Source organism: Marinifilum sp., from assembly GCF_965230805.1.
Taxonomy (GTDB): domain Bacteria; phylum Bacteroidota; class Bacteroidia; order Bacteroidales; family Marinifilaceae; genus Marinifilum.
Genome location: NZ_OZ246019.1, coordinates 128,395 through 154,585, shown reverse-complemented (window position 1 = coordinate 154,585; position 26,191 = coordinate 128,395). Strand labels below are relative to the sequence as shown.

The 26,191-nt window shown below is 36.0% G+C and carries 19 protein-coding genes; 3 read left to right on the top strand and 16 right to left on the bottom strand.

The features are described from left to right. The first annotated feature begins 19 nt into the window (after positions 1-19). Positions 20-1,084: an NAD(P)/FAD-dependent oxidoreductase gene (locus tag ACO05S_RS00575; RefSeq protein WP_421919608.1), complete on the top strand. Its 1,065-nt coding sequence runs from the start codon at positions 20-22 to the stop codon at positions 1,082-1,084. Positions 1,085-1,160: 76 nt separating this feature from the next. Here ACO05S_RS00575 and rsgA read toward each other — a convergent pair whose 3' ends face one another. The 9 genes from rsgA to ACO05S_RS00530 all read right to left on the bottom strand — a co-directional run bounded on the left by rsgA (position 1,161) and on the right by ACO05S_RS00530 (position 17,010). Continuing rightward, a complete protein-coding gene (rsgA, locus tag ACO05S_RS00570; protein ID WP_421919607.1) occupies positions 1,161-2,216 on the bottom strand; it encodes a ribosome small subunit-dependent GTPase A in 1,056 nt (351 codons plus the stop codon). Between the two features lie 242 nt (positions 2,217-2,458). Continuing rightward, a complete protein-coding gene (locus ACO05S_RS00565; RefSeq protein ID WP_421919606.1) occupies positions 2,459-3,301 on the bottom strand; it encodes a DUF4249 domain-containing protein in 843 nt (280 codons plus the stop codon). A gap of 4 nt (positions 3,302-3,305) precedes the next feature. After that, positions 3,306-5,684: a TonB-dependent receptor gene (locus ACO05S_RS00560; RefSeq protein ID WP_421919605.1), complete on the bottom strand. Its 2,379-nt coding sequence runs from the start codon at positions 5,682-5,684 to the stop codon at positions 3,306-3,308. Between the two features lie 131 nt (positions 5,685-5,815). After that, on the bottom strand, positions 5,816-6,832 hold the full coding sequence (locus ACO05S_RS00555; RefSeq protein ID WP_421919604.1) for a helix-turn-helix domain-containing protein: 1,017 nt from the start codon (positions 6,830-6,832) through the stop codon (positions 5,816-5,818). A 678-nt stretch (positions 6,833-7,510) separates the two neighbouring features. After that, on the bottom strand, positions 7,511-8,266 hold the full coding sequence (locus tag ACO05S_RS00550) for a L,D-transpeptidase family protein (RefSeq protein WP_421919603.1): 756 nt from the start codon (positions 8,264-8,266) through the stop codon (positions 7,511-7,513). A gap of 250 nt (positions 8,267-8,516) precedes the next feature. Further along, positions 8,517-9,992, bottom strand: coding sequence for a hypothetical protein (locus ACO05S_RS00545; RefSeq protein WP_421919602.1), 1,476 nt, complete (start codon positions 9,990-9,992; stop codon positions 8,517-8,519). Between the two features lie 12 nt (positions 9,993-10,004). Beyond that, positions 10,005-12,893, bottom strand: a complete 2,889-nt coding sequence (locus ACO05S_RS00540) for a TonB-dependent receptor domain-containing protein (protein ID WP_421919601.1) — start codon at positions 12,891-12,893, stop codon at positions 10,005-10,007. A 29-nt stretch (positions 12,894-12,922) separates the two neighbouring features. Next, a complete protein-coding gene (locus ACO05S_RS00535) occupies positions 12,923-13,840 on the bottom strand; it encodes a metallophosphoesterase family protein (protein WP_421919600.1) in 918 nt (305 codons plus the stop codon). A gap of 659 nt (positions 13,841-14,499) precedes the next feature. Then, entirely contained in the window at positions 14,500-17,010 is a 2,511-nt protein-coding gene (locus ACO05S_RS00530) for a DPP IV N-terminal domain-containing protein (protein ID WP_421919599.1), read from the bottom strand. 501 nt (positions 17,011-17,511) lie between these two features. On the opposite strand from ACO05S_RS00530, the gene ppgK reads away from it, so the two are divergent. After that, entirely contained in the window at positions 17,512-18,258 is a 747-nt protein-coding gene (gene ppgK, locus ACO05S_RS00525) for a polyphosphate--glucose phosphotransferase (protein ID WP_421919598.1), read from the top strand. 105 nt (positions 18,259-18,363) lie between these two features. Here ppgK and ACO05S_RS00520 read toward each other — a convergent pair whose 3' ends face one another. Next, complete coding sequence (locus ACO05S_RS00520) at positions 18,364-18,720, bottom strand: hypothetical protein (protein ID WP_421919597.1); 357 nt, start codon at positions 18,718-18,720, stop codon at positions 18,364-18,366. Between the two features lie 1,010 nt (positions 18,721-19,730). On the opposite strand from ACO05S_RS00520, the gene ACO05S_RS00515 reads away from it, so the two are divergent. Beyond that, positions 19,731-20,342, top strand: a complete 612-nt coding sequence (locus ACO05S_RS00515; protein WP_421919596.1) for a hypothetical protein — start codon at positions 19,731-19,733, stop codon at positions 20,340-20,342. A gap of 380 nt (positions 20,343-20,722) precedes the next feature. Here the strand turns inward: ACO05S_RS00515 and ACO05S_RS00510 are convergent, their stop codons facing one another. The 6 genes from ACO05S_RS00510 to ACO05S_RS00485 all read right to left on the bottom strand — a co-directional run bounded on the left by ACO05S_RS00510 (position 20,723) and on the right by ACO05S_RS00485 (position 26,171). After that, positions 20,723-21,649: a CsgG/HfaB family protein gene (locus tag ACO05S_RS00510; RefSeq protein WP_421919595.1), complete on the bottom strand. Its 927-nt coding sequence runs from the start codon at positions 21,647-21,649 to the stop codon at positions 20,723-20,725. A gap of 208 nt (positions 21,650-21,857) precedes the next feature. Then, positions 21,858-22,838: a chorismate synthase gene (locus ACO05S_RS00505; RefSeq protein ID WP_421919594.1), complete on the bottom strand. Its 981-nt coding sequence runs from the start codon at positions 22,836-22,838 to the stop codon at positions 21,858-21,860. 27 nt (positions 22,839-22,865) lie between these two features. Further along, complete coding sequence (locus ACO05S_RS00500) at positions 22,866-23,414, bottom strand: GNAT family N-acetyltransferase (protein ID WP_421919593.1); 549 nt, start codon at positions 23,412-23,414, stop codon at positions 22,866-22,868. A gap of 15 nt (positions 23,415-23,429) precedes the next feature. Continuing rightward, the gene (locus ACO05S_RS00495) at positions 23,430-23,861 is read right to left on the bottom strand and encodes a DUF523 domain-containing protein (RefSeq protein ID WP_421919592.1); all 432 of its coding nucleotides are present in this window, start codon (positions 23,859-23,861) and stop codon (positions 23,430-23,432) included. Positions 23,862-23,960: 99 nt separating this feature from the next. Next, on the bottom strand, positions 23,961-24,998 hold the full coding sequence (gene aroB / locus ACO05S_RS00490; protein WP_421919591.1) for a 3-dehydroquinate synthase: 1,038 nt from the start codon (positions 24,996-24,998) through the stop codon (positions 23,961-23,963). 84 nt (positions 24,999-25,082) lie between these two features. Further along, positions 25,083-26,171 carry a chorismate mutase gene (locus ACO05S_RS00485; RefSeq protein ID WP_421919590.1) on the bottom strand — a complete coding sequence of 363 codons (1,089 nt, stop codon included), beginning with the start codon at positions 26,169-26,171 and terminating at the stop codon, positions 25,083-25,085. Positions 26,172-26,191 lie beyond the last annotated feature (20 nt).

Genomic DNA, 26,191 nt, shown 5'->3' with positions numbered 1-26,191 from the left:
CTTAAACTACAAACTATTTATGGAAAATCAATTCCTAATTGTTGGACAAGGAATCGCAGGTTCTTTGTTAGCTTATGACATGTATAAAGCAGGATTAAAGTTTAAAATTGTATCAAGTCCTGATGAAAGTATGGCTTCGGATATGGCAACCAGAAGATACAATCCAGCCATTTTTGATAAGCTTGCAAAGCATTGGAATGTTGACGAGCTATTGCCTGTAATGACCAATCTTTATAAAGATATAGAGGAGGAACTTGGACAACAGTTTCTTTTCCCAATTGATTTTACTGAACCTCTTAGCGAAAATGAAATACGAGTTTGGAACGAACGTATTTTTGATGGTGATTTCTCGGACTACATGGAAAGTGCCGACACAAGTTGGATAAAGCGTGGAATTGATAATTTTAATTTGTTCGATAGGCTAAGTAAATCGGGATACGTTGATTTGGCTAAGCTGTTATCTGAATTAAAAAGCTTTTTCAAGACAAATGGAAATTTAATTGAAGCCAATTTTAAGTATCAGGATATTGGTTTCATCAACGGTCATATAACCTGGCGAGGAGTAACAGCCAAAACCATTGTTTTCTGCGAAGGGCATCATGCAACTAAAAATCCTTATTTTAAGAATATTCCTTTTACTCCAACCAAAGGTGAGTTAATCGAAATTGAATGCGATAATTTGGCCGAGGATTATATCATAGACAAGAATCTGTTTGTGATGCCAATGGGTGATTCTCATTTTAAAGTAGGAGCCACTTACGATTATTCAAAACAAAATTGTAAAACAGTTTTAGATACAAAAGCTGATTTGCTTTCACATTTGGAACAACTGATTGATCAGCCTTTCAAAATTCTAAATCATTGGTCAGGAATTCGCCCGGCGATTTCCGATCGTCGTCCTGTATTGGGTTGTCATCCAGATAATCAACATATAGCAGTTTTTAATGGATTGGGAACGAAAGGGGTAATTTTGGCACCATATTTTGCACGAGAAATGCTGTACTCACTTGTAAACAGAAATTACATACTCGATAAAGGAATTGATATTCGAAGGTTTTCTCTCAATGGCACGAGTATAGTTTAATAGATTGTCAAAGAAAATACAGTGCCAATACTATAAAAATGAGACTGTCTCTGTAAAAGAAACAGTCTCAAATCGTTTATCGGCTTTTGTAACCCAATTTCTTCATGTTTTTAATGATTTTCGAAAGATTCTTGCCTTTTTGTTTTCTGTCCTGTGTACTACTGGCATAATGTTCCATTTCTCTGTTAAGTCGCATAAAATTTTCATATTCTTCATCCGAAATATGCCCATTCTCCACAGCTTTTAACACTTTACACCCTCTCTCGTTTGTATGTGTGCAGTTCTGAAACTTACAATCTTTTGCCAAATCATCAATGCCATGAAATCCTGATGTGCTGGATTCTGCATTTGAACTTGTAAGTCCAAATTCACGGGTTCCAGGGGTGTCAATAACAATACCTCCATTGTTTAGAACATACAATTCTCTGGAAGTAGTGGTATGTGCTCCCTTGTTTGTTGCTTGGCTAATCGCTCCTGTTTTTAGATCACTTTCCTTATGAAAAGCATTGATAATGGATGATTTTCCAACACCGGATGCTCCTATAAAAACATAGGATTTACCAGAATGAATTTTACTTTGAATCAATTTCAAATTGAATTGACTAGCGGCACTTATTGGAATTGCACCATAAGTGTTCTCCATAAAATTCATGATTTCCCTCTGATCAGGAGTAATTTGCAAATCAATTTTATTAATCAGAATGATAGGTTCAATATTGCAGTTTTGTAGCTGAACCAAAGTACGCTCCAACCTGCGCAGGTTTAAACCAATTTCGAGGCATTGAACCACTATGGCATAATCAATATTTGTGGCAATAATTTGCTCTGCGATTTCTTTGCCTGCCTTTTTTCGAGAAAGATAGGTTTTTCTGGGAAGCACATGTGATATAATGCCTAAATCGCCATAATCTAGAAACAATACCCAATCGCCGGTTTTTGGCTTTTCATTCTCCTCCATTCCAAACAGAAGATTCCCTGCTAACTCGCAAGTTTTACTGCCACTTTCGTGGATTACAATACAATTCGATTTATTTACTGTTGATACCCTACCAATTGTCATTTTCTGATGGTCGATATTGTTTAGAGATGATTCAAAAAAATCTGACCATCCCAATTTATTTAAAGTATTCATTGTGTTCGCATTAGTCATCAACTAATAAGTGTTAGCTGAATTAATTTCACTGAAATTTAATGTATAAAAATTTAGGCATCAAGTTATATGATGCTATGAGTGAAGTTGCGGCAAGTTGATTTGTGGTAAACCAGAAGACTTGCCTAGTATGCGGACTCCGAATGATATGTAGAAATACTTGTTCTATTCATGAACTGCAATAATAAGAAAAAATCCTGACACTTAGGCCAGGATTTTAATTTTTACTGAACTGTATAATTCATTTCATCATATTGCGATAATCTGAAAAATCCATAAGGTGCTTTATCAGGATTTGAGGAATTGATACAATTTCCTTTTAAGGCAACAGGAACTGTACTAAATGGATCACCCGATTGAGTTTGTTCAACCAAGATTTTAATGTAGTTGTAAAAGGCTTCTGATATACCATACAATTCGATATCAACAATATCACCAGGCTCAAACTCTTCTTCATTGGTATCATCATCATCCATTTTTTCCCAGAAAAGCTTTATTTCATTGCCATCGAAGAATTCATCTTTCACATCAAATACCTCGGGAAGTAGATCGCCTCGTTCGAAAGTTTTAATCATGTAAAAGTTGACTTCATTTGGTGGATCTTGAATGTAAAGATTGAGTTCTATTGCTTCATCATCGAAACCTCCATCAACCGATTGGTCAATTCTTGCTATTCCACTCACCGATTTTAACCTTTCCTCGGCAGTGTAGTTTTCTCCTTCTGCATTGATATTTAGGGTGTAAGATCGGTTAATAATGGGAACAAAGTTTTCGCATATATAGTCACCATTATTTTGATCCACAAAATCAAAAACTTGATTGGTAGTATTATCGGTAACACTAACAATGGCATTAGTAACTTCAATATTTTGATTTTCTGAAAAATAAGGTGTTGACTTGCTAAGTTTAATTGTTTGTGTTTCACCTGTTGTTCCTTTTTTCCAATTAATAGATGCTTCAATTACAAGTCTGGGCTCAGCTTCCGGTACATCAACATCTATCACTTTTGTACACGAAGTTGACAGTAAAAGACTAATTGCTATTGGGATGAATATATATTTGAACATGATCTTAAAATTTAAAGTTGTAAGTAACTGATGGAACAATTCCAAAAATAGCCGTTCGGGTTGCCTCATTAATTCCTGTGTCGATATTCTGTCCAAATGAAATTGAAGCAGCATTGTGACGATTGTATAGGTTGTAAATTCCGAAAACCCATTCTCCTTTCCACCTGTTGTTAGGCTTGCGATTGGGTTTGTAGCTCAATGCCACATCTAAACGATGGTATGCAGGCAATCGGTTAGAATTTCTAGCGGCATAATTAGCTATTGAAAGATCCTCGTACTGATACTGTCCATTCGGATAGGTTACCGGCCTTCCTGTTTGGAATATCAGATTTGAGCTAAAAGTCAATTTGTCATTAATCTTATATGTTCCGGTTAACGAAATATCATGGGTTCTATCGTGACCCGAATTGTACCATTCTCCGTCGTTAATACCTAGTCCTCCAGATCTTCCTCCTGGGGTTCTTTGCTCAGATTTTGACCAAGTATAAGCCAACCAGCCAGTAAATCTACCTTCATTTTTTCTAAGCATGAATTCAAGGCCATAGGATTTTAATTCTCCATTTAAGATTTCCGTCTCGATATGATCATTTCCAATCAGATCAGATCCATCGATATAATCAATTCTATTGTCAACAGTTTTGTAATATGCTTCTACTTCCAATGAGTAGATATTGTCCTTAAAATCTTTAAAGTAGCCAATGGAATATTGATCGGACAATTGAGGTTTTATGAATTTACCACTTGGAGTCCAAACATCTAATGGAGTTGCAGATGTGGTATTGGATAACAAGTGAATGTACTGCGTGGTTCTGGAGTAGGCCGACTTGATGGATGCTGATTCGTTTAACTTGAATAACAATGCCAATCTGGGCTCCCAATTGTCAAAATCTGCTATGATATCAGAATCATCGTAATTCGTAGTACCTGTTTCTATTCCTCTCTCGTAAATGCCTAAAGTTTCGTTGTAAACAACAGGAAGGTCATTTTGGTAATTGTATAAGAATTGTCCTCCCAACCTTGCGAAGTATGAATAACGCAAGCCGTATTGAAGAGTTAAGCTTGAAGTAAGTTTGTGCTCTGCATTAATATAAGCTGCACTTTCCAGCGCCTTTTTTTGCTCCAAAATGTCGTAATTAATGGCCGAAGTCTCTGAAGTTGGACTGATCTCACCAGGATTAAAATCATAGGCAATTCCACTGATTCCAAAATCAAGCTTAAATTTGTTGCTCGCATAATATTTAAAATCATACTTTAAATTGTAGTTCTTGATATCCGACCACCAATCAAATTCCATGAAATTTAACGAGAGTTCATAATCATACTTGCTATAAATCAGCGATAGATTAGAGAATAGCCGATCGTTGAAAATGTGATTCCATCGTAAATTGCCCGATAAATTTCCATAACTGTATTTAAAAGCATCCGAAATATTGAAATTATCGCGGCCAAAATATCCCGAAAGAAATAGCTTGTTCTTTTTATCAATTTCGTAATGAGTTTTTAGGTTCAAATCGTAGAAAGAGGCGCTGTTGTCATTATCTGTTAACTTTAAAAACAAGTGGGCATATGAACCACGCCCTGCAACCAGGAAAGAACCTTTGTTCTTAAAAGTGGGGCCTTCCATTGCCAGCCTGCTCGAAATGGCTCCAATACCTCCATTCATGCTAAATTTTTTGCTATTACCATCTTTCTGCCGAATATCCAGAACAGAGGATACTCTGCCGCCAAACTTTGCAGGTATTCCTCCTTTGTAAAGTTTTACATCTTTAATGGCATCAGCATTAAAAACCGAAAAGAATCCCAAAAGGTGAGAGGTGTTATAGATAATTGCCTCGTCGAGCATCACCAAATTCTGGTCAACTGCACCACCTCTTACATTAAAACCACTCGAAGCCTCACCGCTATTGGTTACTCCCGGCAGTACTTGTAAAGATTTAAGCACATCGGTTTCACCCAGAACTACAGGCATTTGCTTTATGGTGGCCGATTTCAATTTGGCAACACTCATTTGTGGAATGCTGATGTTCGCTCGTTCTGTTTCTTCACCGCTAACCACAATTTCCTGTAGTTCGGTGCTACTCTCATTAATTTCAAAATTTACGATCTGATTTCTGTTAAGGAGTATTTCCTTTTTCGATTCGGAATATCCAAGATAAGATACGCAAAGCGTGTATTTGCCTTTGGGAACGGTTAATGAATAAAAGCCATATTCATTGCTCATTACTCCAATGTTGGTATCTTTAAAATAAACCGAAGCACCCAAAAGTGTTTCTCCGTTTTTTGCATCTTTTATGGTACCGCTAAGCGTGAAATTTTCTTGGGCATAAGATCTCCCGGTTAAAACAGATACAACAATTAAGACTGTCGTTAAGATTTTCTTCATTTCAATTTCCCCTATTAAAGTTTAATTTTTAAGCTCTGACAAAACTCTATAATTAAAAACCATTTAAAGGCTGTGCTTATAAGTACGGACATATTAGAAGTGCGTGCCTATAGGTTAGTATTTGTAATTGTTTAATTATTAGTCTTGTCTGTTTTAAAGTATTCTGTTGGTGTTTTGGATGTAAATGCTTTAAAATGCTTATTAAAGGTCGATTTTGAGTTAAATCCGCAATCAAATGCCAATGAAATCATGGTGTATTTTTTGTTTTCGGGCAATGATGCCAATTTAATAAACTCCTCGATTCGGAGTGTATTGATGTAATTGTAAAAGTTCTTTTGTTCTTTTTCGTTGATTACCTGGGATAAATGATTTGGATGAACTGAGAGATATTTAGCCAGTTCATTCAGAGTTAAGTTATCATTTTTGTAAATGGCTTCTTGCCTCATTATTTCTTTTAATTGCTGATAGATTTTATCAGACATGACACTACTTAGTCCTGATTTTGCATATCTTTTTTTAATTTCGTTTGCAGATAGAGTCTTGGATTGGGGTTTAGCTTGTGATCCATTTTCAGATTCGAATTCTTTTATCTCAGCCTTGAAAATATTTGTTTGATTGATTCCAAATATTCCAATAAACAAAATAAAAACCACTATACTTGCAAATACAACTTTTTCATCAAAAAAAATAGCTAAAATCCATATTAAACTAAGTCCGAAGGTTAAATATCTTAACCATTGCAATTCTTTTTTATCGGTATTTGAGAAATTGTCTTTAAGGTTTTTTTGATGTTTTTTTATTAGAATGAGTGCCCAAATACAATATGTTATTCCGCAAGTAATCATTAGAAACTGATGAATCAAAAGATACCATTCAAAACCAACTCCATCATTTTTGAAGACATATATTTTTTCTTCAGCTGATAGAATAAAAAAAGGAATGGCCAATATCGCTAGAAATATTGATGGAGTTAAGTGAATGAGTTTATATTTCACTTTGATATTTCCTTTGCCAGTAGCTTCCAATACATAAAAGTAAAGTAACACTCCATGTAGAACAGGAAGGGGTAAATTAATCCCTAAAAGGTGTGGATACTCATAAGTTTGCCCACTTATTAGGTGGTAGAAAATAGCTTGATGAACTGCCATTAAAACTAGCCATAAACTTAAGATCCTGTCTGCTCTGGATTTATTTTTTTTGAACAAGAGAAGGAGAACCAAAAAAATGGCAATGCATATTCCGAGGATAAAAAACATATATAGTGGGTAAATGGTCAGTACTAAAATTCGAAAATAAAATATTCTTAGGTGTATTGGAAGTCGACAACTGTTTTTTTTGTTAATAAATCTTTATTTATTCCTCTTAATCACCTGCCTTGTAACTGGAACTTGTTTGGCATGTCAAAGCTCTTTGATGCTGATACGCGGGTGAGGGTTTCAATGGTTTCCTAGGCCGAGCTGCATTTTGAAGATGGCAGGGCTAGTGCCCCTTTTCTTCTACCAACGCTTGTTTTTCTAATAAGATATTAGGCTAGCGTCCCTTTCTTTCCTTGGCATTTGTATTTCTTCACTTGATTGGAATTATCATTTTTCATCGCTGATGGAGGCAGATAAATATGCGCAGATTCACGCAGAAAGTAGATTGTTTTGTGATATTCAGCCAGAATCACATTGCTAGTCCTGATTTGCAATCAGGGCTTTTGGAGCTACGGATTTTAATCCGAACAATTTAGATTTGTAAAGGGAATCAACAAATACACACAAATCTTGTAATGGGAACGAGTTTGATATGTCATAGAAGTTTGATGTTATATCACTGGGGTTTCACTAGTTACTTTTGAGAGCCTCAAATTGATGCCTTCCATTGCTCAGAAATTTGATTTTAGGAACTTGCTTTGAATGGTTAAAACCATCGTAGGCAAGTTTTAATGCTTTCCATAGATTAACCTTATCTGTATCGTTCCTGTATTTGGAGAGAAGTATCTTCAAATTTTTATCAGAAAGCTTTACTGGAAAAATGTGAACAGGAATCTTGTTTTGTCCGTTGTTTTTGGCTTCTACACAGAAAATATACAATTCTTTGATTTTATCATCGGTAATTGGCAAGCATCCAACCGTTACACAAGCTCCATGAATGAAAATATCTCCTCCCGGATGGCTTTTATCAGCAAATACCAAATCTGATTTGTTGGGATAATTAATTCCTAAAGAAAGATGAAAATTACTTGCCGGGTTGAATCTATCGATGTAATAAAAACCTTCAGGAACCTGAAGATCGCCTTGCTTTCTTTTAGGACCTAGCTTACCGGATTTTCGGCACACCTTGTATTCCTTGAGCAGCTTGAATTTAGTGTCAGATTTATTTTTGCCCCAAAGCTGAATTTTTTGTCCGAATTTAAAGGCACGCAAATACACCTCCAATTGATTGGTCTTTATGTTTTTGCTTTCGAGAATTTTAAGCATTCCTTGCTCTTTTTCAGCGTAAGCATTACGTACCCTTGGATATTTGAGTTGTAGAAATTTGAAGGAACTTGGATTGTTTAAAGCGAGTGATGTTAAAATGATGGCGAGAATTAGTTTCATATTGCAAGATAGTATTTTCCAATACTTATGAGAAGACAATATCCTATTTTGTTGATGGCATTAGCTAAGATACAGGCTATTAAGAAACCGTTTAGACTTTGTTTTTAGAATTTTTTCAGATGCAAAAAGAAGGGTAATAAGGTAAATTTTTGAAACTAGCATGATTAAAATAATTATTAAACTTACACGGTATTGGTTATTTTGATCATGCTAGTTTCATTATAATACTGATATAAAATATTCGGCCAAATTAAAAAAACGGAACCACTTCGGAGGTGTTCTTGTTGTTCACCAGAAATTTGTTAAAATCATAGTCAATAGTAATCTTCTTGTTGATTAAATCATTAGTAAAATTATCTAGAGGATAACCAGATAAATCCAAGTTTGAGATAAAATCAGGAATTTGTGCTACCAGATGTTCAGAAGTTACATTGGTATTGCTAATTGCTTCAAAATCGGCAATGGGTAATTTAATTCCAAGGTCAATAACTCTGCGAGCTTCGGAAATGAAAATTTCCTGGCGCATTTTATAAATCAAGTAAAGTACTTCGTCTTCAGAAAGAGCTTCATCAATAACAGCATCAGAAACAGATGTTCCCGAGATTGGGTGAGCAATAATATCACCTTCTTGGCGATCTAAAATCAGGTTCGTATATTCTTTATCGTCTCCTGCAAAACTAACTACGTAATCGGCAGTTAAAGGATATGATCCGCGATCTGTTGAGAAGAAGGATTCTCTGTTTCCACCGCTTCTTGTTTCCCTTGAATCGTCAAGATTAACTTTAGGTCGTGCATCAACGATTTTCAGGAGTGTTTTTAATACCGTTTTAGCTTCTGGTATGTTTGAAGATGCCAACTCAGCTTCTGCCTTAACCAAATAAACTTCTTCCATTTTCAGATAGGCAACTTCATGCTGTTCTGTAGTTGGCGATCCCAAGTTAAAAAACTTTGGGTCTAAAAAATCTAAAGAAGGAAGCGGAGCAAATTCGTCCTGTTCCGAATCGAAAAGATAAAACTGAAATGAATTGTTTAATCCATTTAAACCGTCGTATGCTGCGGAACGGTAAAAGTTCATATTTTTTGATGCCAATTCATTTGCAAGTTCTAGAGCTTTATTCGTATTTCCCAAGTTGTATAAAGCTCTTAGTTTTGCTATTTTATATGAAGTTAACTTTTCATCGTCAGAAGATTTACTAATGGCAATATCAAAATCTTCAATAGCCAATTGAAGGATTTGTTGCGAAGATACAATCTCACCACTAACAGAAACAGGAAAATAGGTGAAATATTCGCCAGCAAATAATTCTGACATACCCTTAAAGAAATAATATTCTCCTACAATGTTTTCGTCTGTTGTAGGATGAGCCGGTAGTACTTTTTCAATACCCAACAGAGCCAATTCCCTTAGTGCATGTATTTGTTGCTGAAAGTATCTTACATCCTGATCAGAATCTAAGATAGTTAGCTTATCGAAAACTTTACTGCTTAGCGATCGGTTATTAAAATAATTATCTGATAGAATTTCACCAAACTCTATGTTTCTGTTTAAAGTTTGCGCCATCTGACGTTCCAGTCCAGCTAATGTTTCTTCCGGCGCACTTTCAAGCCCGATGAATACATCTTCGGTAACATTTGGATTATTAACATCTGTAAAATCTACCAAATCACAGTTCTGAAGCAATAATGCAATTACAATAGATAAACAATAGAAATATATTCGTTTCATGATTTTTAATTTTTAAAATTTGAAATTAACTCCGAATAAAAACTGACGCGGAGTGGATTCAATTGCGTATGCAATACCACCCGTTGATAAAGATCCTTGTCCAAGTTTACTCCCGGCTTGAGAAACCTCCGGATCGAAACTACTTGATGAGAAGTTAAATGGATTAATAACATTTGCACTAAACACTATTTGATTCAGTCCATATTTGTGCAAATTAAGCGCATAAGTTGCTGCAATGGTTCTTACTTTTATAAAATCCGTTTTTTCAACAAACTGATCGGTCATTGCCAGCCAGTTCGACCTGCCATTTGCTTCAATTTCTTCCTGTGGTATTCCTTCATCGGATGCTCCATAAACGTAACGGAATTGGCGATCAAAACTATGTGCAGCAGCTCCCTTCTGGTAATCGGCATTTATAAAAAAATTGAAATTGCTAACGTTTAATGATATACCAAAATTTCCATAAATATCTGGAGTTGTTTTCCCTAGTACAGAAAGAGCATCGTAACCTGTTATCACATTATTTTCCCAAATAGCTTTATTTCCTCTTAAAACACCAACACTTTCACCTTCCATCACTACAATCTGAATTGTTCGTTCGCTAAAACCATTGATGGCAAAAGGTGGCAAGCCATTTAGTTCTTTAACTTCATTCTCCAGGGTATTTAAAGTAGCAAAAGCAGAAAGGGTTAATTTTCGGCTGCGGATAATATCTCCCTTAAGACTGAATTCAAAACCATTGTTACTAATTTCGCCAATATTTTGAATTGCAAAACTGGAAGAACCTGTAGATGGAATTTGTGGTGCATACATTAATGCATCAACGGTTTTCGAGGTGTAGTAATCTATTCCTAAAGTAAGGTAGGAATTAAACAGCTCAAGTTCAGTTCCAATTTCAAATGATTGAATTTTTTCTGGCTTTAATGAAGAGTTACCAGGCTGACCAAAGCCAACTGCAATATCTCCATTGTAACCACTATAATTTATGGTTCTTTCGTGTGCATAAGCGGGGGGTAGATTACCTGCTTCACCATAATTAGCGCGGATTTTCCAATTGCTAATCATATTACTAGCGGCTATAAAGTCTTCTTCAGAAATTAGGTAAGAAAGACCTAAACGAGGATAATACTGCATGCCGATTTGGTCGCCAAACGCCTCACTTTTATCTCCTCTTAAGCCAAACTCAAATGTATATTTATCTAAGTAATTGATATTGGTATTAAAGAAAATACCATAATTGGCCAACTCAATAATTCGTTGATCAGCACTTGTGTTCGCTGCATTTTCGATAGATACCGCTCCGTTAGGAATGTTTGTTCCTTTATATTCTACTTGCTCTTCATCGTTTCTAAAGCCCTGTAATCCTAGCTGATTATTAAAGCTAAAATCACCAATTTCGAAATTGTAACCTGCAATTGCTTCCAGAGTTAAACCAAGAAAATCACGTTTTGTATTCGTGATTGAACTTTCATTTGAAGAATTGGTTGCTGTCAAGTATTCGTTTGAAATTATATCAGATTCTCTTTGAGTAAAATGATCGATTCCAACCAGCATTTTAAGATTAAAATTATCGTTTGGGGAGTAAACGAAAGAATGTGACATTTGGAAGCGTCTGTTTTTGGCAGTGCGATCTTGAAGGCGTTCTGCTTCGCTAACAAAATCTTTTAGCTGTGCATATTCTTCAGGTTCCATTTCGTCAAGCTTATTGTCAAAGCTGAACGATTTTATTGCTCCTCCTTCAAGCGACCATAAGCCAGTATATCCACCAAGATTACCACTGCGAATTCGGTTATAGTTGAAGCTGTTGTAATTCATCGACCCTGAATATCTAATGTTTTTTGATAAATATGCATTAGTACCCAAACTCAAAAAATACCTTTTATTCTCATTCTGGTTATGAATACGTGTACCAGTGTTGTGCTCCATCCCCCCGGTAAAGCTAAATGTTACCGCTTCGCCACCACCTTTAATACCAAGGCTGTATTTTTGTATAAATCCGTTTTGGTTTAGAAGATCCTCTGTTGCATCAAAATGATAAAAATCAGCGGTTGCTTTTTCGAATCCAGTTTCTACTTTTGCAAAAGCATGCATTTTGTGAGGTGTGCCTTTTTTAGTAAAAATTTGGATAACACCATTTGCTGCATCAGCCCCATATAGGGTTGTTGCTGCACCACCATTTACAAATTCAATACGTTCAATGTTTTCCACAGGTATATTAGCAACCGAACTGTTGGCAGCATTACTATAACCTGTAATTGCACCTAATGCTGAAGGCCCATTCAAATTATCCATTCTAACTCCGTCAACATAAATTATTGGTGTGGTATTGGTAAAGCCTGAAGAAACCCCACGTGCTCTAATATTGGAAGATGAACCAGGTTGGCCACCTATCATAGAAATCTGAAGGTTGGGAATTTCGGATTGTAAAATTTGGTCGATTCGAGTATTTACATTCTTTTCTAATGTTGCTTCGCTAACAATAGCAGCTTTAGAAGTTAATCGTTTTTTGTCCTGTCCGATTCCTTGTCCAGTAATAACAATGTCAGCCAAAATCTCCGATTCAATTTTCAAAATTACATTTAATTGTGAGTTTCCTCTAACTTCTACTATTTGAGTTTGGTAACCTATAAAAGAGAAAATCAAACTTGAATATTCATTCTTAAGATGTATGGTAAACTTCCCTTCCTTATCGGTTATAACTCCATTAAAAGTCCCTTTTTCCACAACATTAACTCCAGGGACTCTTATTCCACTCTCATTTGAAACAATACCTGTTACAACAATTGGCGAGTCTTCTACAGGTGTTATAACCTTGGCAAATGCACTTGTTACGATTACTACACCAATTACAAACAATAACAGTTTCTTAATCAAAATCCTGATAATGCTTTTTTCTTTCATGGCTCTGATTTTTGAATGATTTTAATTGATTAAATTTTGGATTGATTAGGAGCTTTTGCATCCCAAGCATAATCGATATATTCCCATGTAAAGTTTTCACCTGACACATCAATTTTTAGAAAACCCTCCTGCATTCCATATCGGGGACCATACCACCATTTTGCCGAAACAGCTCCTCCTGTTATGTAGTGAATACCATTGTAATATATATCTTCCAGAATATGAAGGTGTCCCTGAAGCACTATTTTTACATTATACTGCTCGAGTAAACTTCTTACTTCATCAGCATTGGTAACAACCTCGTTGGGGCGAAATGGACTAGTCGGTTTTCCCATAATTTGTTGTCCAATGCTTAAAATAGGAATATGTGTGCTAATAACTATTGGTTTGGTTTTGTTTTGGTCTAACTCGTTTTTCAACCAGAGCATTTGGGTTGAATCTATTTTGCCGTAATAATGGCGATCTTCGGTAAAACCAATAGCGTCGAGCACAATAAAATGCCAGTTATTGTGCTTAAACGAATAGTAAGTTTTGCCAACTCTTGCTTCAAACATCTTTTTGCCATAGAATTCGTGAGAAGGGTCAACTTTGCTTACTTCATACAATCCAAAAACATCATGGTTGCCTATGGTTCTATACAATGGCATTTCAAGACGACCCATTATGCTATCGTATAAATTGTACAAACTATCAGCTCTATTGAAATTGACTCTTAATGCATCGCGAATCTCATCTCCTCCGGTAAGTACAAATTCAGGTTGTAATTCGTTTATTTTTTTTACTGCTTTTGCCAATCCTTTATCTGCACTAAACTCAGGTTGAACATGCGCATCAGTAATAAATACAAACGAAAAATTGTCTTTGCCAATCGTCGATTGACAGCTGGTAAAAAAAAGGGCAAACCATAAAGGAATTGCCCAAATTAGATTAAATTTCTGCATTTTCATTACAATAGTTTTAGTTGTTTTATGTGTTTAATAAATAACGTGAGTTTAAAGTGAAGAGCTATGCTCTAAAAGTTATATTTCTGGTAGATTTTCATTAAAAAAATGCGTAGAATAAAAGACTATTGTAATAAGTTTTTAATGTGTGGTTTGGTGTTCAAGACTCATCAAACTTGAATTCCACTCAAAAGCAGTTAAATTCTTTGAAAAGTCATATTCACCCAATTTTTATTATAAAAATTTCAACATATCCCGATATTCTTTCAGATTGTTTAAAGCAAATCATGAATAAACCTGACTTTCTTTGGCGAATATTATTAATCGAACTCGAGGCATAAAAAAAATCCCGATTTGCATTGCAAATCGGGATCAAAATTATTTTGTAAATAACGTGAGTTCGACGTAAAATTCGTTCAGAGTTTGATCTGATTTTGAGTAGAAATTTTCTCAAATTTTCGAAGGAATATCGGGATATTTCAAGAAGATTTGAGGAAATTTATGCCGAAAGCAGGCAAACACCTAATGGAAAGTTCTCTTTACGACATCTTCACATTAAAAATTCCTCAAAATAGCCCGCTATTCTTTCCAAATTTTTAATGCAAATCTATCGCAAATATAACTTTCTGTGGATAGAATTTTACGTCGAACTCACGTTAAATACCTTAATAAGTTTTTGGCTTTTCATTCTGCATTTCAATAAAATCGGCTCCTTCGCGATGATCTCCCAACAAGTGTTTACAGAAATACTCACCTCTTAGCCAGAACGAATATTCGCTCATATTTCCAAATCCGTGACGTTGACCTGGATAGATAAAGAAATCGAATCTCTTATTCGCTTTAATTAAAGCATTAGCAACTCTTATTGTGTTGGCTGGGTGCACATTGTTGTCGATGTCGCCAGTTACCAACAGAAGTTTTCCTTTTAAATTCTTAGCTAAACTTGGATTGGTTGCAATCTTGTATTGGAAAGTGGTGTCTTTTTCGGTAACTACCTCTTTTACTCCGTGGTGTTTTTCGCTCCACCAACGGTTGTAAATGTTGTTATCGTGATTACCAGCAGCCGATACAGCTACTTTAAAGAAATCGGGATATACAAACATGGCTGCCGTCGACATAAATCCACCTCCTGAGTGCCCAAAAATACCAACTCTGTTGATATCAATAAAGTCGTAACGATTCGCCAAGCGTTCCAATGCAACTTTCTTATCTAAAAGAGGATAATCTCGCATATTTTGATATCCGTAGTTGTGATACCATTTTGAACGATCGGGGTGACCACCACGGTGACCAACAGTTACAACAACAAACCCAAATTGTGCCATTCGGTCTGCACGATCCATGCGAGTTGAGAAGCTCTTGTATACAGCTTCGGTTTGTGGACCCGGATACACGTATGTTAAGATTGGATATTTTTTGTTTTCGTCGAAATCAAAAGGCTTGTACATTACACCATAAAGATCGGTAATTCCATCACCGGCTTTTACTGTAAATATCTCAGGGAACTTGTAACCAGATTCAAATAGCAAGGAAAGATCAGCGGTTTCCAAATCCATAAGTTTATTACCTCGTGAGTCGTATAATTTCGATTCGGGAACAGTATTCACTCTCGATGAATTGTTCACAAAGTAATTGTTCTGATCATTCAAGCTGATTTCGTGGTTGAAATCTCCTTTGTTTAACAACTTCAAACCTGTTCCGTCGAAGTTTACACGGTACAAGTGAAAATAGTATGGATCTTCTCCATTTTCTTTGCCATTTGCCGTAAAATAAAGCACTCGGTTCTTTTCGTCAACGCCTTGAATTTCATCGGTATGCCATGGACCGGATGTAATTTGGTTTTTCAGATTGCCTTCGGCATCGTAAAGATAGAAATGAGCCCAACCATCGCGTTCCGACCAGTGAATAAATTCTTTGCCATCGTTAATGGTAACCAGGTTGCGAGTATCGATGTAAGTGTTCAATCTTTCTTCGATAATTACCTTTACATCTCCTGTATTGGTATTTGCTGAGCAGATGTCAACACGTTTCATATCACGACTCTGGCGCACAAAATAAATTACATCACTGGTTTTCGAAAGCCATTTCGAAAATTTCAAATCATCATCAGCATTCGATTTTTTTCTTGGTGTTCTTAAAATACGAAGAGCCTGGTCTTTCCAGGCATCCGTTTTTATTTTTACCGATTCTTTTGTATCAAAATCGAATACCAGCATTTCATATTGCGGAGCATCTTTTTCGCCAGCCATATGATATTTGTAGGTTTCCAGTGTTGGACGACCTTTGGCAACCGAATTTAATACCCAAAGATCTTTCACTTTTCTTTCGTCTTCGCGGATAAGTGCAAACTTCTTCGAATCATGAGAGAAAGTTACATAAGCAGCTTTTCTGTCGTCTTTTTCTTTCTCTTTTTCAGTATTTGTTTTGCCATAGCCAGTATCGCCATAGGCATAATCCTTTATCCCATCAGTTGTTAACTGGTGCTCTACAATAGTTGTATCTTTTTCATTTTTCTGAGCTTTCTTGTAGTTCTCAGCATCCATCCAATATAGGTTATGATGCTTTGCGAAAATTACATACTCTTCATTCGGAGCAACCGAAGCCCATTTTTTTTGTTCCAACGGTTTTTCAAAATCATCTAAAAGACGCAGTTTGCGGCTTGCCAATTCGTACTCGAAATGCCAAACCTTAGCAACCATTTTCTTCTTTTTATCCTTTTTCTTTCCGTCCTTCTCTTCTTCCTGCTTATCGCCGTCTTCTTCTTCGTCCTTTTCTTCCTCTTCGGCAAGCTTACTCTTTACTTCGAACTGAATAAATCGTTCATTCTTAATAAATTTCAGTTTTTTAATGTCTTTGTGTTTGGCATCGAACGGGTCGCCAGTCAAACGACTCATATCAGCAGCCATTTTTACCGGATCAAAAAGTTTTGTTTTCGAATTTCTTACCGGATCAACCAAATAGTAGTTCAACCCGTCCGAAGTTTTGTAGGTATACCAGAACTTTTGACCACTTTTTAACCAGTGTGGATTTACTTTGGTTGAGAATACCATAGATCTCAGTTTGGTTGGAGAAAATTTTGCAGGTAATTCATAATTTGCCTTATTAACAGGTATTTTCTGAGCAAAAACACCAATTCCGAATAGTAAAAACAGGAAAGTCAATAAATTTTTATTCATGATTGCTAATTGTTGTTTTGTGCAATAATGCAGTTGAGTGCATAAAAGTAAGGAAGAGGGCGAAATAATAATAAGAAATCGTTACAAATTCGATAATGATGTGGATTTTTACGATGTATAGCTTCACTTATCTTGAGAACACCCATCTTGTAATGGAATCATGTCCGCATCGTAGTTCCGGCTATCACTAGTCCTGATTTTTAATCAGGGCTATAGGAGCTAAGGATTTTTAATCCGAAAAATGAAGATTTGTAAAAGGAATCTGAAAATACACACAAATCTTTTAATAGAAACGATTTGAATTAGTCATACCCTGACATTTGCAGCTTGCTTATAGTCAGAGCATGACATGGAGATTGCATTGATGTTTTGCTGGAATTGGCGAAAGACTTTTGCATATCAGCAAGAACTATCTTGGCCTGTTCATAATATTGCTTTCTCTTCTTGTTTTCTTTGATTTTTGTATTTTTGGGCATCATTAATCATCCACAAACAAAATTTATGGAAATATTAGGAATAGATATAGGAGGTTCGGGAATTAAGGGCGCTCCTGTAAATGTTTTAAGGGGTGAACAGTTGGCGGAAAGATTTCGAATTCTAACACCTCAGCCATCAACTCCAGAAGCTGTAGCAGATGTGATAAAACAAATTGTTGATCATTTTAATTGGACAGGCCCGGTGGGTTGTGGTTTTCCTACTATTATTTCTCATGGCAAGGCCATGGCACATGGCAATATGGATGCTTCGTGGGTAGGGGTTCAGGTTGATGAACTGTTTAGTAAAAAAACAGGCTTGGCGGTTAGTGTGGTGAACGATGCCGATGCTGCCGGTTTGGCTGAAATGCGATATGGAGTAGGTAAGGATAAGGATGGATTGGTTGCCATGATTACCATTGGCACAGGATTGGGCTCAGGCGTATTCTTCAATGGCCAATTGTTGCCAAATTTTGAATTGGGACAGCTGAACCATACAGATGGCAAGATTATTGAAAAATATGCAGCCGATTCGGTACGCAAAAACGAAGAGCTAAGCTTTCAGGAATGGGGGAAGCGATTCAACGAGTTTTTACACCATGTGAATTTGATTTGTGCTCCCGATTATTTTATCATTGGAGGAGGAGCGAGCAAAAAACTTAACCGATTCGAAGAGGAAATTGATGTAGAGGTTCCGGTGTTGGTTGCTGAGTTCCAAAATGGTGCTGGCATTATTGGTGCTGCACTTAGTGCAAATCAAATTAATAGAAAATAGATTTATGGAATACAGGTATTCTGATTCTTTAGGATATCATGCTGGTATAACAAAGGGATGATAGATTTTTTCTACCATCCCTGTGTTTTGTAAAAGTGCAAATTCCTATTCTGGACCTTCCACTTTTTTCTTGCTTACTTCATCGATTATGAATCCCCAAGCACCAAGCTTTTTGATATCATTAGGGTAATGAACTTTTAACAAGTCACGAATTTGAGCAATATCATGAGAGATTTCCTTTGCCAATTTCGATTTTTGTTCATTCATTTCTTCTTTTAATCGATTTGCTGCATCTGCTTTGTTCTGATAATCAATCATGTTGTTTACTCTACCTTCTAATGCAGTAAAGTCGATTACCGAATTTAACAAACTAGTTTCGCCATCCGATTCATGTTTTTGTTTAATCTTGGCGAATAAATCTGCTAATGAACTAGCATTACTTTTGATTTTTATACGAGCCATAACTTTATAAATTTTTATGAGATGTCAATTTACCAAAGAAATTGCGTTAATTAATTGTAATGATAAAGTTAATTTGAAATTTAAATTCGATTTAAATTAGTATGATTATTAATATTTATATGTTGGTTGTAATGTAATGAGGTCTGTGTCATTGAGTTGATGAAAGGTTTATATATCATGCGATGGGTAATTTTGTCGTAATATCTTATTTAAGATAAGAGAAAAATGTATGGTGAATGTGAATTGAAATGCATAAATAGTTCAATATTTAACGTAAAAACCTGAGCTTTTTACATGAAAACCTGAGCTTTGAACGTAAAAACTTGAGCCGTTAACATTAAAAAGAGAACTGGTAACGTAAAAACCTCAGCTTTTTACGTTGCAAGCTTAAGTTTTTATGTTTTTTGCTGTCTTTTTAGGTATGTAAAGCGTGGTTTTTTATTAAAAGTTGAGCATTTAACGTTGCAATCTCAGGTTTTAATGTGCAAACCTCAGCTCAATACGTTCAAAGCTCAGGTTTTAATGTGCAAATCTCAGCTAAATACGTTCAAAGCTCAGGTTTTAGTGCGCAAACTTCAGCTAAATACGTTCAAAGCTTAGGTTTTAGTGCGCAAACCTCAGTTTTTTACGTTAAAAGTTCGGGTGTTAAGGTAAAAAGCACAAGAAATAACATTGATAACTCATTTGGTGGTAGTGTCTCAAACTTTGTGTATCCATTTGGTGGTGTCAAAAACTGAATTGATAAGCTTGAAAGTGTTCGTTTTAATAAGCGCATAGCCATATGTAAGAAAGAAAAACCTGATAAGCGTAACTAATCTGATCTCCCAGACATCCGCTGGATAAATGCCGATAAATTAATCATTGGAATACTATGTTGAGGGATTATTGTTTTGTACTTTACTACCGAAAAACAAATTAGCGCATCTTATAAGCCATTTGAAGGGGAGGAAAGTGCATTAATTTATTTTAGATACAAGTTACAAGCCCTATAGGAAATATTGTACAAAAGGATGAATAATAAGCTGCATAATGAAATATTAGATGTCGATTGGAATGATTCAGAATCTGTAATTGACATGTACGAGAGAAATCTTATTTACTTTAGAAACTACGATGAGAAAGAAGATTTGGAAGCTATAGAAGAGATTGCAGACATAAAACTATCCTATATACTGGCACTTGATAACAAGAAACATTATACTAAGGCAGGCGAAAACTTGAAAGAATTGGACATTCTGGTTAAACGTTTAAAAGGATCTGAATTTTACTCAAAGATTAATGAAAAATACATGTTTGCAAATGGTGTGATAAGCCAGCGACTTGAGAAGTTTGAAGAATCACAAAGTTATTTTTCACAATTGGTACTAATTGATCCAGATAATGATTTGTATAGAAAGTGGTATGACTCCAATAAGGAATGGAGTATTTACAACCAAATTAAATTTGTAGGATACTTGGGAGTAGCATTATTTGTATTAAATATAATAGGAAGCAATTTAGAGTACTATAGCCATAACCTGTTCTTAAAATTAGAAGTCTTTGCACTTCTGTTAATAATTATTGGTTTTTATGGTGTGGGAATTAGATCCTTTATTAAAAAGAAATGGAAAAACGAATTGTAAAAATAAACACAAGTGGTACATGCTAAGTCGGCAGTTTTAAATCGCCCTCAAATTTTAGCAAAACCGTGGTAGCTACAAAAACTCATAATATCTAAATAAATGAAAATCATACTAATCTTATTATGCTTGCTATTTATTAGCAACTTATGTCTGTCACAAAAATCAAGCAATGACAAGGGTAGTAACAAAATCGGCATCACATGCTCTTCTTTTGGAAAGAATGATGTAATTAGAATGAGTTTTTTCATGGATTGTTTATTGATGTGCTTTTGTATTAGAAATTCAATGTAATAATAAATTGGTTTCATTTAAGAAAGCCCACCGACAATTTAATCTGTAAGTGGGCTTATACTTTAATATGCTTTCTTAATAAGAATAAATTATTTCACCCTCACAAAATTCCCTTTGGTAAATCCCGATCCATTTAGGATAGAACACTTAGATGCTTTTCCGTTTCCTATGCTGGCATCTGTAATTTTTATTTCGCCTATTTTGCTATCAACACTTCCTAATGAAATTCCCGTGTCCGGATCAATCAAATCTTCACCTTTGCTATAAACAGCAAACACATCGCCAACTTTAAGTCCATCTGCTTTTCCCGAGTTGATAAAAACAATTCCTCCTTTTTCGGTGATAACTTTGGCTTGCCAGGGAATGTTATTGGCGTTGTTATCAATCATCGAAACAACATCCTCTATGGCTTCGCGAGCTGCCTTTCCGACAAGTGATTCATCAAAATCTTTACGATCTCTAAAATTTAATTTGTTGGTTCTTAGCTTTAGGCCTTTTGCCGATTTCTTTTTTCGCACATTCTCAGCAGTAATAATTTCTCCTGTGTTGGTATTTACCATTCTTACATCAACACCAACAACTGCTTGCTGGTTCGAAACGCCAATTCCCAAGCCTCTAATTGCACCTCCTGTTTCTCCTTTTTTGTATCCAAATTCGGAAACAGAACCAATTACAGCAATCTCAACCCCCAAAACCTGGCCAATTTTTGCTGCGCTTTGTTGCGTAACTCTTCCACTTTGTCCAAAATCTTGCTCGTTAAGAATGCGATCAATTTCGGCACGTTCCATAACTCTGTAATTTCCCGACTTTACCAAAGCAGTGGTAAGCATGTCGCTAACACCATCACCAACACCTTTGTTGTTCCACCATCTCCAACTCTTGTCGGTTTTATCTTCGAATACAAAAACAGCAATTCGCTTTTTAATTTGTGGTTGTTGTGCTGTTACTTTAAAAGCTGCAAAAGAAAATAAGACAAGCAGGGTGTAAATCCTGATAAGATTTCCGTATGTTTTCATTTTGGTTTAAGTTTAGTTAATATTCTAAAAGTCAACAGATAAAGTAATTTACGGAAATTTGAGGAACTTGTAAAGCGGAGTGAATTGGAGGTATTTCTTTTATTCTTTGCCAGGGTGTTAACCCGATAATATAAATAAAAGAGACACCCAAAGGCATCTCTTTTCATTGATTGAAACATAGGTCTTAATTATAACATGCAGCGACCTATTATTTTCTAGCTTGACTAATCATTTTTAGGTCTGCCAATGCAATGGCAGCGGCGGCTTCAATAATTACAGGTATACGTAATGCAATACAAGCATCATGACGACCCTCAATCAGCAGTTCTTCAACTTTTCCTTTGGCAAAATTCATGGTATTCTGAACTTTCCCGATTGATGATGTTGGCTTAATGGCCACACGAAAAACCAGTTCATTTCCATTGGTAATTCCACCATTGATACCTCCTGCATGGTTGGTTTCCGTTTTACCAGTTTCATCGATAAAGTTGTCATTATGCTCCGAACCTTTCATTTTTGCGGCTTCGAAACCCGAACCGAATTCAATTCCTTTGGTGGCTGGAATGGCAAATATCAGATGCGAAATCAATGATTCAACAGAATCGAAGAATGGTTCTCCATATCCTATAGGAAGATTGTTTGCTTTACACTCTACAATTCCTCCAATCGAATCGTGTTCCAATAAAGCTTCCTCTATGGCAGCATCAAAATCGGTTCTACCGCCTATTTCGGATAGTTTGGCATTAATGCTAACATCTCCTAAAATCTTTTTGGCAACAACTCCAGCAGCAACAATTCCTAGTGTTATTCTACCAGAAAAGTGTCCTCCGCCGGTATAATCGTTGTTCTTTCCAAACTTGTGTTGCGCAACAAAGTCGGCATGTCCGGGTCGTGGACTATCTAATAAGTTGCTGTAATCTTTCGACTGGGTGTTCTTGTTTCTGAATAATATAATGAGAGGAGCTCCCGTGGTCTTGCCATCAAAAGTTCCACTTAAAATGGCTGGTAAGTCTTTCTCGATACGTGGAGTGGTTCCTCTTGCACCTGATTTTCTTCGACCCAGATCGTTCATTAAATCTTCTTCAGTAAGAGGAATTCCTGCCGGACAACCATCAATGGTTATTCCAACTCCTTTACCATGTGATTCCCCAAATATGCTTAATCTGAATATTCTTCCGAAATTGTTCATATTTTATGCTTGTTAATCTTGTGTACTTTAAATTAATGCTTTCGTCATGATAACATTGTCGATGTATTTGTTATCATGTGTTTTTATGAATTTCTTTTGCCTGCCATTTTCGTTAAAACCAAATTTTCTGTACATGTGTAGACCCGACAAGTTGGTTCCAAATGCTTGTAGCCATAAAAGTTCAATTTCTTGATTTCTTTCATACTCATTAATCATTTTCCGAAACAGAAGGGAGCCAATACCTTGGTTTTGCCAATTTTTATGCACACCCATACTAATGTATCCTGTGTGCTTAAGCATGCTTCTTCTGCTTGATGTTACATCAATATTGCCAATAATCCTATCCTCATATTCAGCAATTAGTAATAAACAGTTTGGAGCAGAATTTAACTCATTAATCCAGTTTTCAATTTCGGTATCAGACTTATCAAACTCCTCTCTTGTAAACGGAATGGTAAGTCCATTGATATAGGATAGAATGCACTTTCTTAAGGAATGAGCATCTGAAATTCTTGCTTCACGAAGCGTGATTTCTTTGCCGGATTTGCTTAGGTGTGCAGAGGCTTCGATTTTCATTGCTGTTTTTTGATTTTACAATTTAAAGTTTGATTCATTTTTAATTTCAACACCTTGCTTTAGTAATTGTTCGGCAGTTAGTCCATTTCCTTTGATTTTCTTTTCGGTAAATCTGCCATCGTAAACCGTTCCATACTCGCACGACGGACTATTGGCTTTTAAAATGGCTAGTTTGCAATCCAGAGTTCTGGCAATATCGGCAACTTTTTGTGCTCCCATTAAGAAATGTTTTGAGTAATCAGTTTGTTCTTTTGTCATTACCTTTAACTGATTTTCAACTTTTACAATTTCGCAGGGGATTCGAGGAGTAGGTAAGCCTCCTAATTCTTCGGGACACAAAGGGATGGCTTTTCCCGATAAAACCAGTTCCCTGATTTCGGGTACCAAGTTGTGATGACCATCGTACCTGCATTTTATGCCTGCCAAACAGGAGCTAACAATTATCATTTCTGTTTATATTTTTTTCCGTTATCAGAAGGAAGCCGCAAAATCAAAATAATCATTATCCTATGTGTTTAATCGTTATTTTAATCATGCTCGTTTCAATCACTTTACTTTCGATTCACACAATTGATGTACTTTGTTTTTTAAATCTTCAATCGGAATTGCCTTTATGCAAGCTTCTCCTATGCCGTTTAGTAAGATAAAATCGATTGATGATCGATTCTTTTTCTTGTCTTTAATCAGAAATTCATTAATGGTTTCTGCAGGAACTTCATGATCAACGGGTAGTCTGAACTTTCTGAGAAGTGCAATAACCTCTGAGCTTTCTTCAATATCTAACCCACACATTTCTTCTGACAGTTTGGTTGCAAGAGTCATTCCTACTGACACCGCCTCGCCATGTGTTAAACCAGAATTGTTTTCGATGGCATGACCAATGGTGTGTCCAAAATTCAGTTTCTTGCGTTCACCTTTCTCGAATGGATCCTTGTTTACCACATCGGTTTTGATAGAGACTGCACGGTAAATCAAATCTTCCATCAGTTCAGAATCCAGGTTCAGAAGTGCATTCTGATTATCTTTCAAAAACTTAAAAAGATCTTTATCCTTAATAAGAGCATGTTTGATTACCTCTCCAAAGCCACTTCTCACTTCTCGTTCAGGCAATGTTTTTAAGAGTTGCGTATCGCATATCACAAACTGTGGAGGATTAAAAACACCAACCATATTCTTGAGTTTGCCAAAATTAATTCCATTTTTGCCGCCAACACTGGCATCAACCTGGGATAGGAGAGAAGTGGAGATGAATCCGAACTGCAATCCTCTCATGAAAACTGAAGCTACGAAGCCTGTGACATCACAAACCAAACCGCCACCCATTCCCAATAAGTACGAGTTTCGGTCTGCACCACCAGCAAGCAGTTCTTCCACAATTTTCTCTACCGATGACCAAGTCTTTATTCCTTCACCACAGCCGATAATAATGTGCTCAAACTCATCAACAAAACTTTTGTAATGAGCATAGATGTTTTCATCGCAAATTAAAAAGCACTTCTTTTCAGGCAAGTATTTTCTAGTGTTAAGATAGGATTCACCAATCAAAATTGTACTGTTTTGATTATCGATGTGTATGCTTTTCATTATTTAAATAGATCTTAGATTTTAGATTTTAGATATGAGAATTGATTTGAACAATTTCTCATATCTAAAATCTTTAATCTTGGTTTACGAATTCATGATGTCTTCCTGCTGGTTGATGGATTCCTGGTGAATTGCTTTGAACAGGTTGTTGATGAACTGTTCACTGAATCCTTTTTTCTTTCCATTTTCCAGACTTTTCTCCAAAATCTGTCCCCAACGTTTATTTTGCAATACAGTAATATTGTTTTCCTTTTTGTAATGACCAATTGTTTTTGCAACCTGCATTCTATTTTCCAGTAATTCCAAAAGTTTCTGATCGAAATCATCAATCAGATGTCTAAGTTCGCCCAATGTATTATTGATTACTTCATTGTCAGCTTCAGGATCACGAAGCACTAAGTTAGCTAAAAGTTCTTCAAGTGATTTGGGGGTCAATTGTTGTTTTGCATCACTCCAGGCTTCTTCAGGTTTACAGTGCGATTCAATAATTAAACCTTCATAATTCAGATCCATGGCTTTCTGAGTTACAACATCCAATAAATTTCTGTCTCCGGTAATATGACTAGGATCACAGAAAATAGGCAAGTTTGGCATTCTTCTTTTTAACTCAATAGGAATTTGCCATTGAGGATCGTTTCGGTATTTTAATTTTTGGTAGGTCGAGAATCCACGGTGAATGGCAGCCAATTTGGTAATGCCTGCAGCGCTTAATCGTTCAATTGCACCAATCCATAATTCCAAATCGGGATTAATAGGATTTTTTACCAATACCGGAATGTCTTTTCCGCGCAATGCATCGGCAATTTCCTGCACTGCGAAAGGATTTACCGTTGTTCTGGCTCCAATCCAAAGAATATCAACTCCGGCACCAAGCGCCAATTCTACATGCTTTGCATTGGCAACTTCGGTTGCAGTCAACATTCCTGTTTCTGCTTTAACTTTTTGCAACCATATTAAACCCTGTGCTCCAATTCCTTCGAAACTGTTCGGACGTGTTCTGGGTTTCCATATGCCTGCACGGAAAATTGGAATACCTGCTGCTTTTATTCCTTTTGCCGTTTCCAATACTTGTTCTTCTGTTTCTGCACTACATGGTCCCCCAATAATTAATGGCCTGTCTGCATTTTTGATTGGCCAAGTGCTAAGGTCTGCAACTTCAATTGTCTTGTTCATGCTGTTCTGGTGTTAACTCT

Bases quoted from the DNA above. Each gene is read 5' to 3' on its own strand.
- ACO05S_RS00575 (WP_421919608.1), top strand. From the start codon at position 20: ATGGAAAATCAATTCCTAATTGTTGGACAAGGAATCGCAGGTTCTTTG.
- rsgA (WP_421919607.1), bottom strand. From the start codon at position 2,216: ATGAATACTTTAAATAAATTGGGATGGTCAGATTTTTTTGAATCATCT.
- ACO05S_RS00565 (WP_421919606.1), bottom strand. From the start codon at position 3,301: ATGTTCAAATATATATTCATCCCAATAGCAATTAGTCTTTTACTGTCA.
- ACO05S_RS00560 (WP_421919605.1), bottom strand. From the start codon at position 5,684: ATGAAGAAAATCTTAACGACAGTCTTAATTGTTGTATCTGTTTTAACC.
- ACO05S_RS00555 (WP_421919604.1), bottom strand. From the start codon at position 6,832: ATGGCAGTTCATCAAGCTATTTTCTACCACCTAATAAGTGGGCAAACT.
- ACO05S_RS00550 (WP_421919603.1), bottom strand. From the start codon at position 8,266: ATGAAACTAATTCTCGCCATCATTTTAACATCACTCGCTTTAAACAAT.
- ACO05S_RS00545 (WP_421919602.1), bottom strand. From the start codon at position 9,992: ATGAAACGAATATATTTCTATTGTTTATCTATTGTAATTGCATTATTG.
- ACO05S_RS00540 (WP_421919601.1), bottom strand. From the start codon at position 12,893: ATGAAAGAAAAAAGCATTATCAGGATTTTGATTAAGAAACTGTTATTG.
- ACO05S_RS00535 (WP_421919600.1), bottom strand. From the start codon at position 13,840: ATGAAAATGCAGAAATTTAATCTAATTTGGGCAATTCCTTTATGGTTT.
- ACO05S_RS00530 (WP_421919599.1), bottom strand. From the start codon at position 17,010: ATGAATAAAAATTTATTGACTTTCCTGTTTTTACTATTCGGAATTGGT.
- ppgK (WP_421919598.1), top strand. From the start codon at position 17,512: ATGGAAATATTAGGAATAGATATAGGAGGTTCGGGAATTAAGGGCGCT.
- ACO05S_RS00520 (WP_421919597.1), bottom strand. From the start codon at position 18,720: ATGGCTCGTATAAAAATCAAAAGTAATGCTAGTTCATTAGCAGATTTA.
- ACO05S_RS00515 (WP_421919596.1), top strand. From the start codon at position 19,731: ATGAATAATAAGCTGCATAATGAAATATTAGATGTCGATTGGAATGAT.
- ACO05S_RS00510 (WP_421919595.1), bottom strand. From the start codon at position 21,649: ATGAAAACATACGGAAATCTTATCAGGATTTACACCCTGCTTGTCTTA.
- ACO05S_RS00505 (WP_421919594.1), bottom strand. From the start codon at position 22,838: ATGAACAATTTCGGAAGAATATTCAGATTAAGCATATTTGGGGAATCA.
- ACO05S_RS00500 (WP_421919593.1), bottom strand. From the start codon at position 23,414: ATGAAAATCGAAGCCTCTGCACACCTAAGCAAATCCGGCAAAGAAATC.
- ACO05S_RS00495 (WP_421919592.1), bottom strand. From the start codon at position 23,861: ATGATAATTGTTAGCTCCTGTTTGGCAGGCATAAAATGCAGGTACGAT.
- aroB (WP_421919591.1), bottom strand. From the start codon at position 24,998: ATGAAAAGCATACACATCGATAATCAAAACAGTACAATTTTGATTGGT.
- ACO05S_RS00485 (WP_421919590.1), bottom strand. From the start codon at position 26,171: ATGAACAAGACAATTGAAGTTGCAGACCTTAGCACTTGGCCAATCAAA.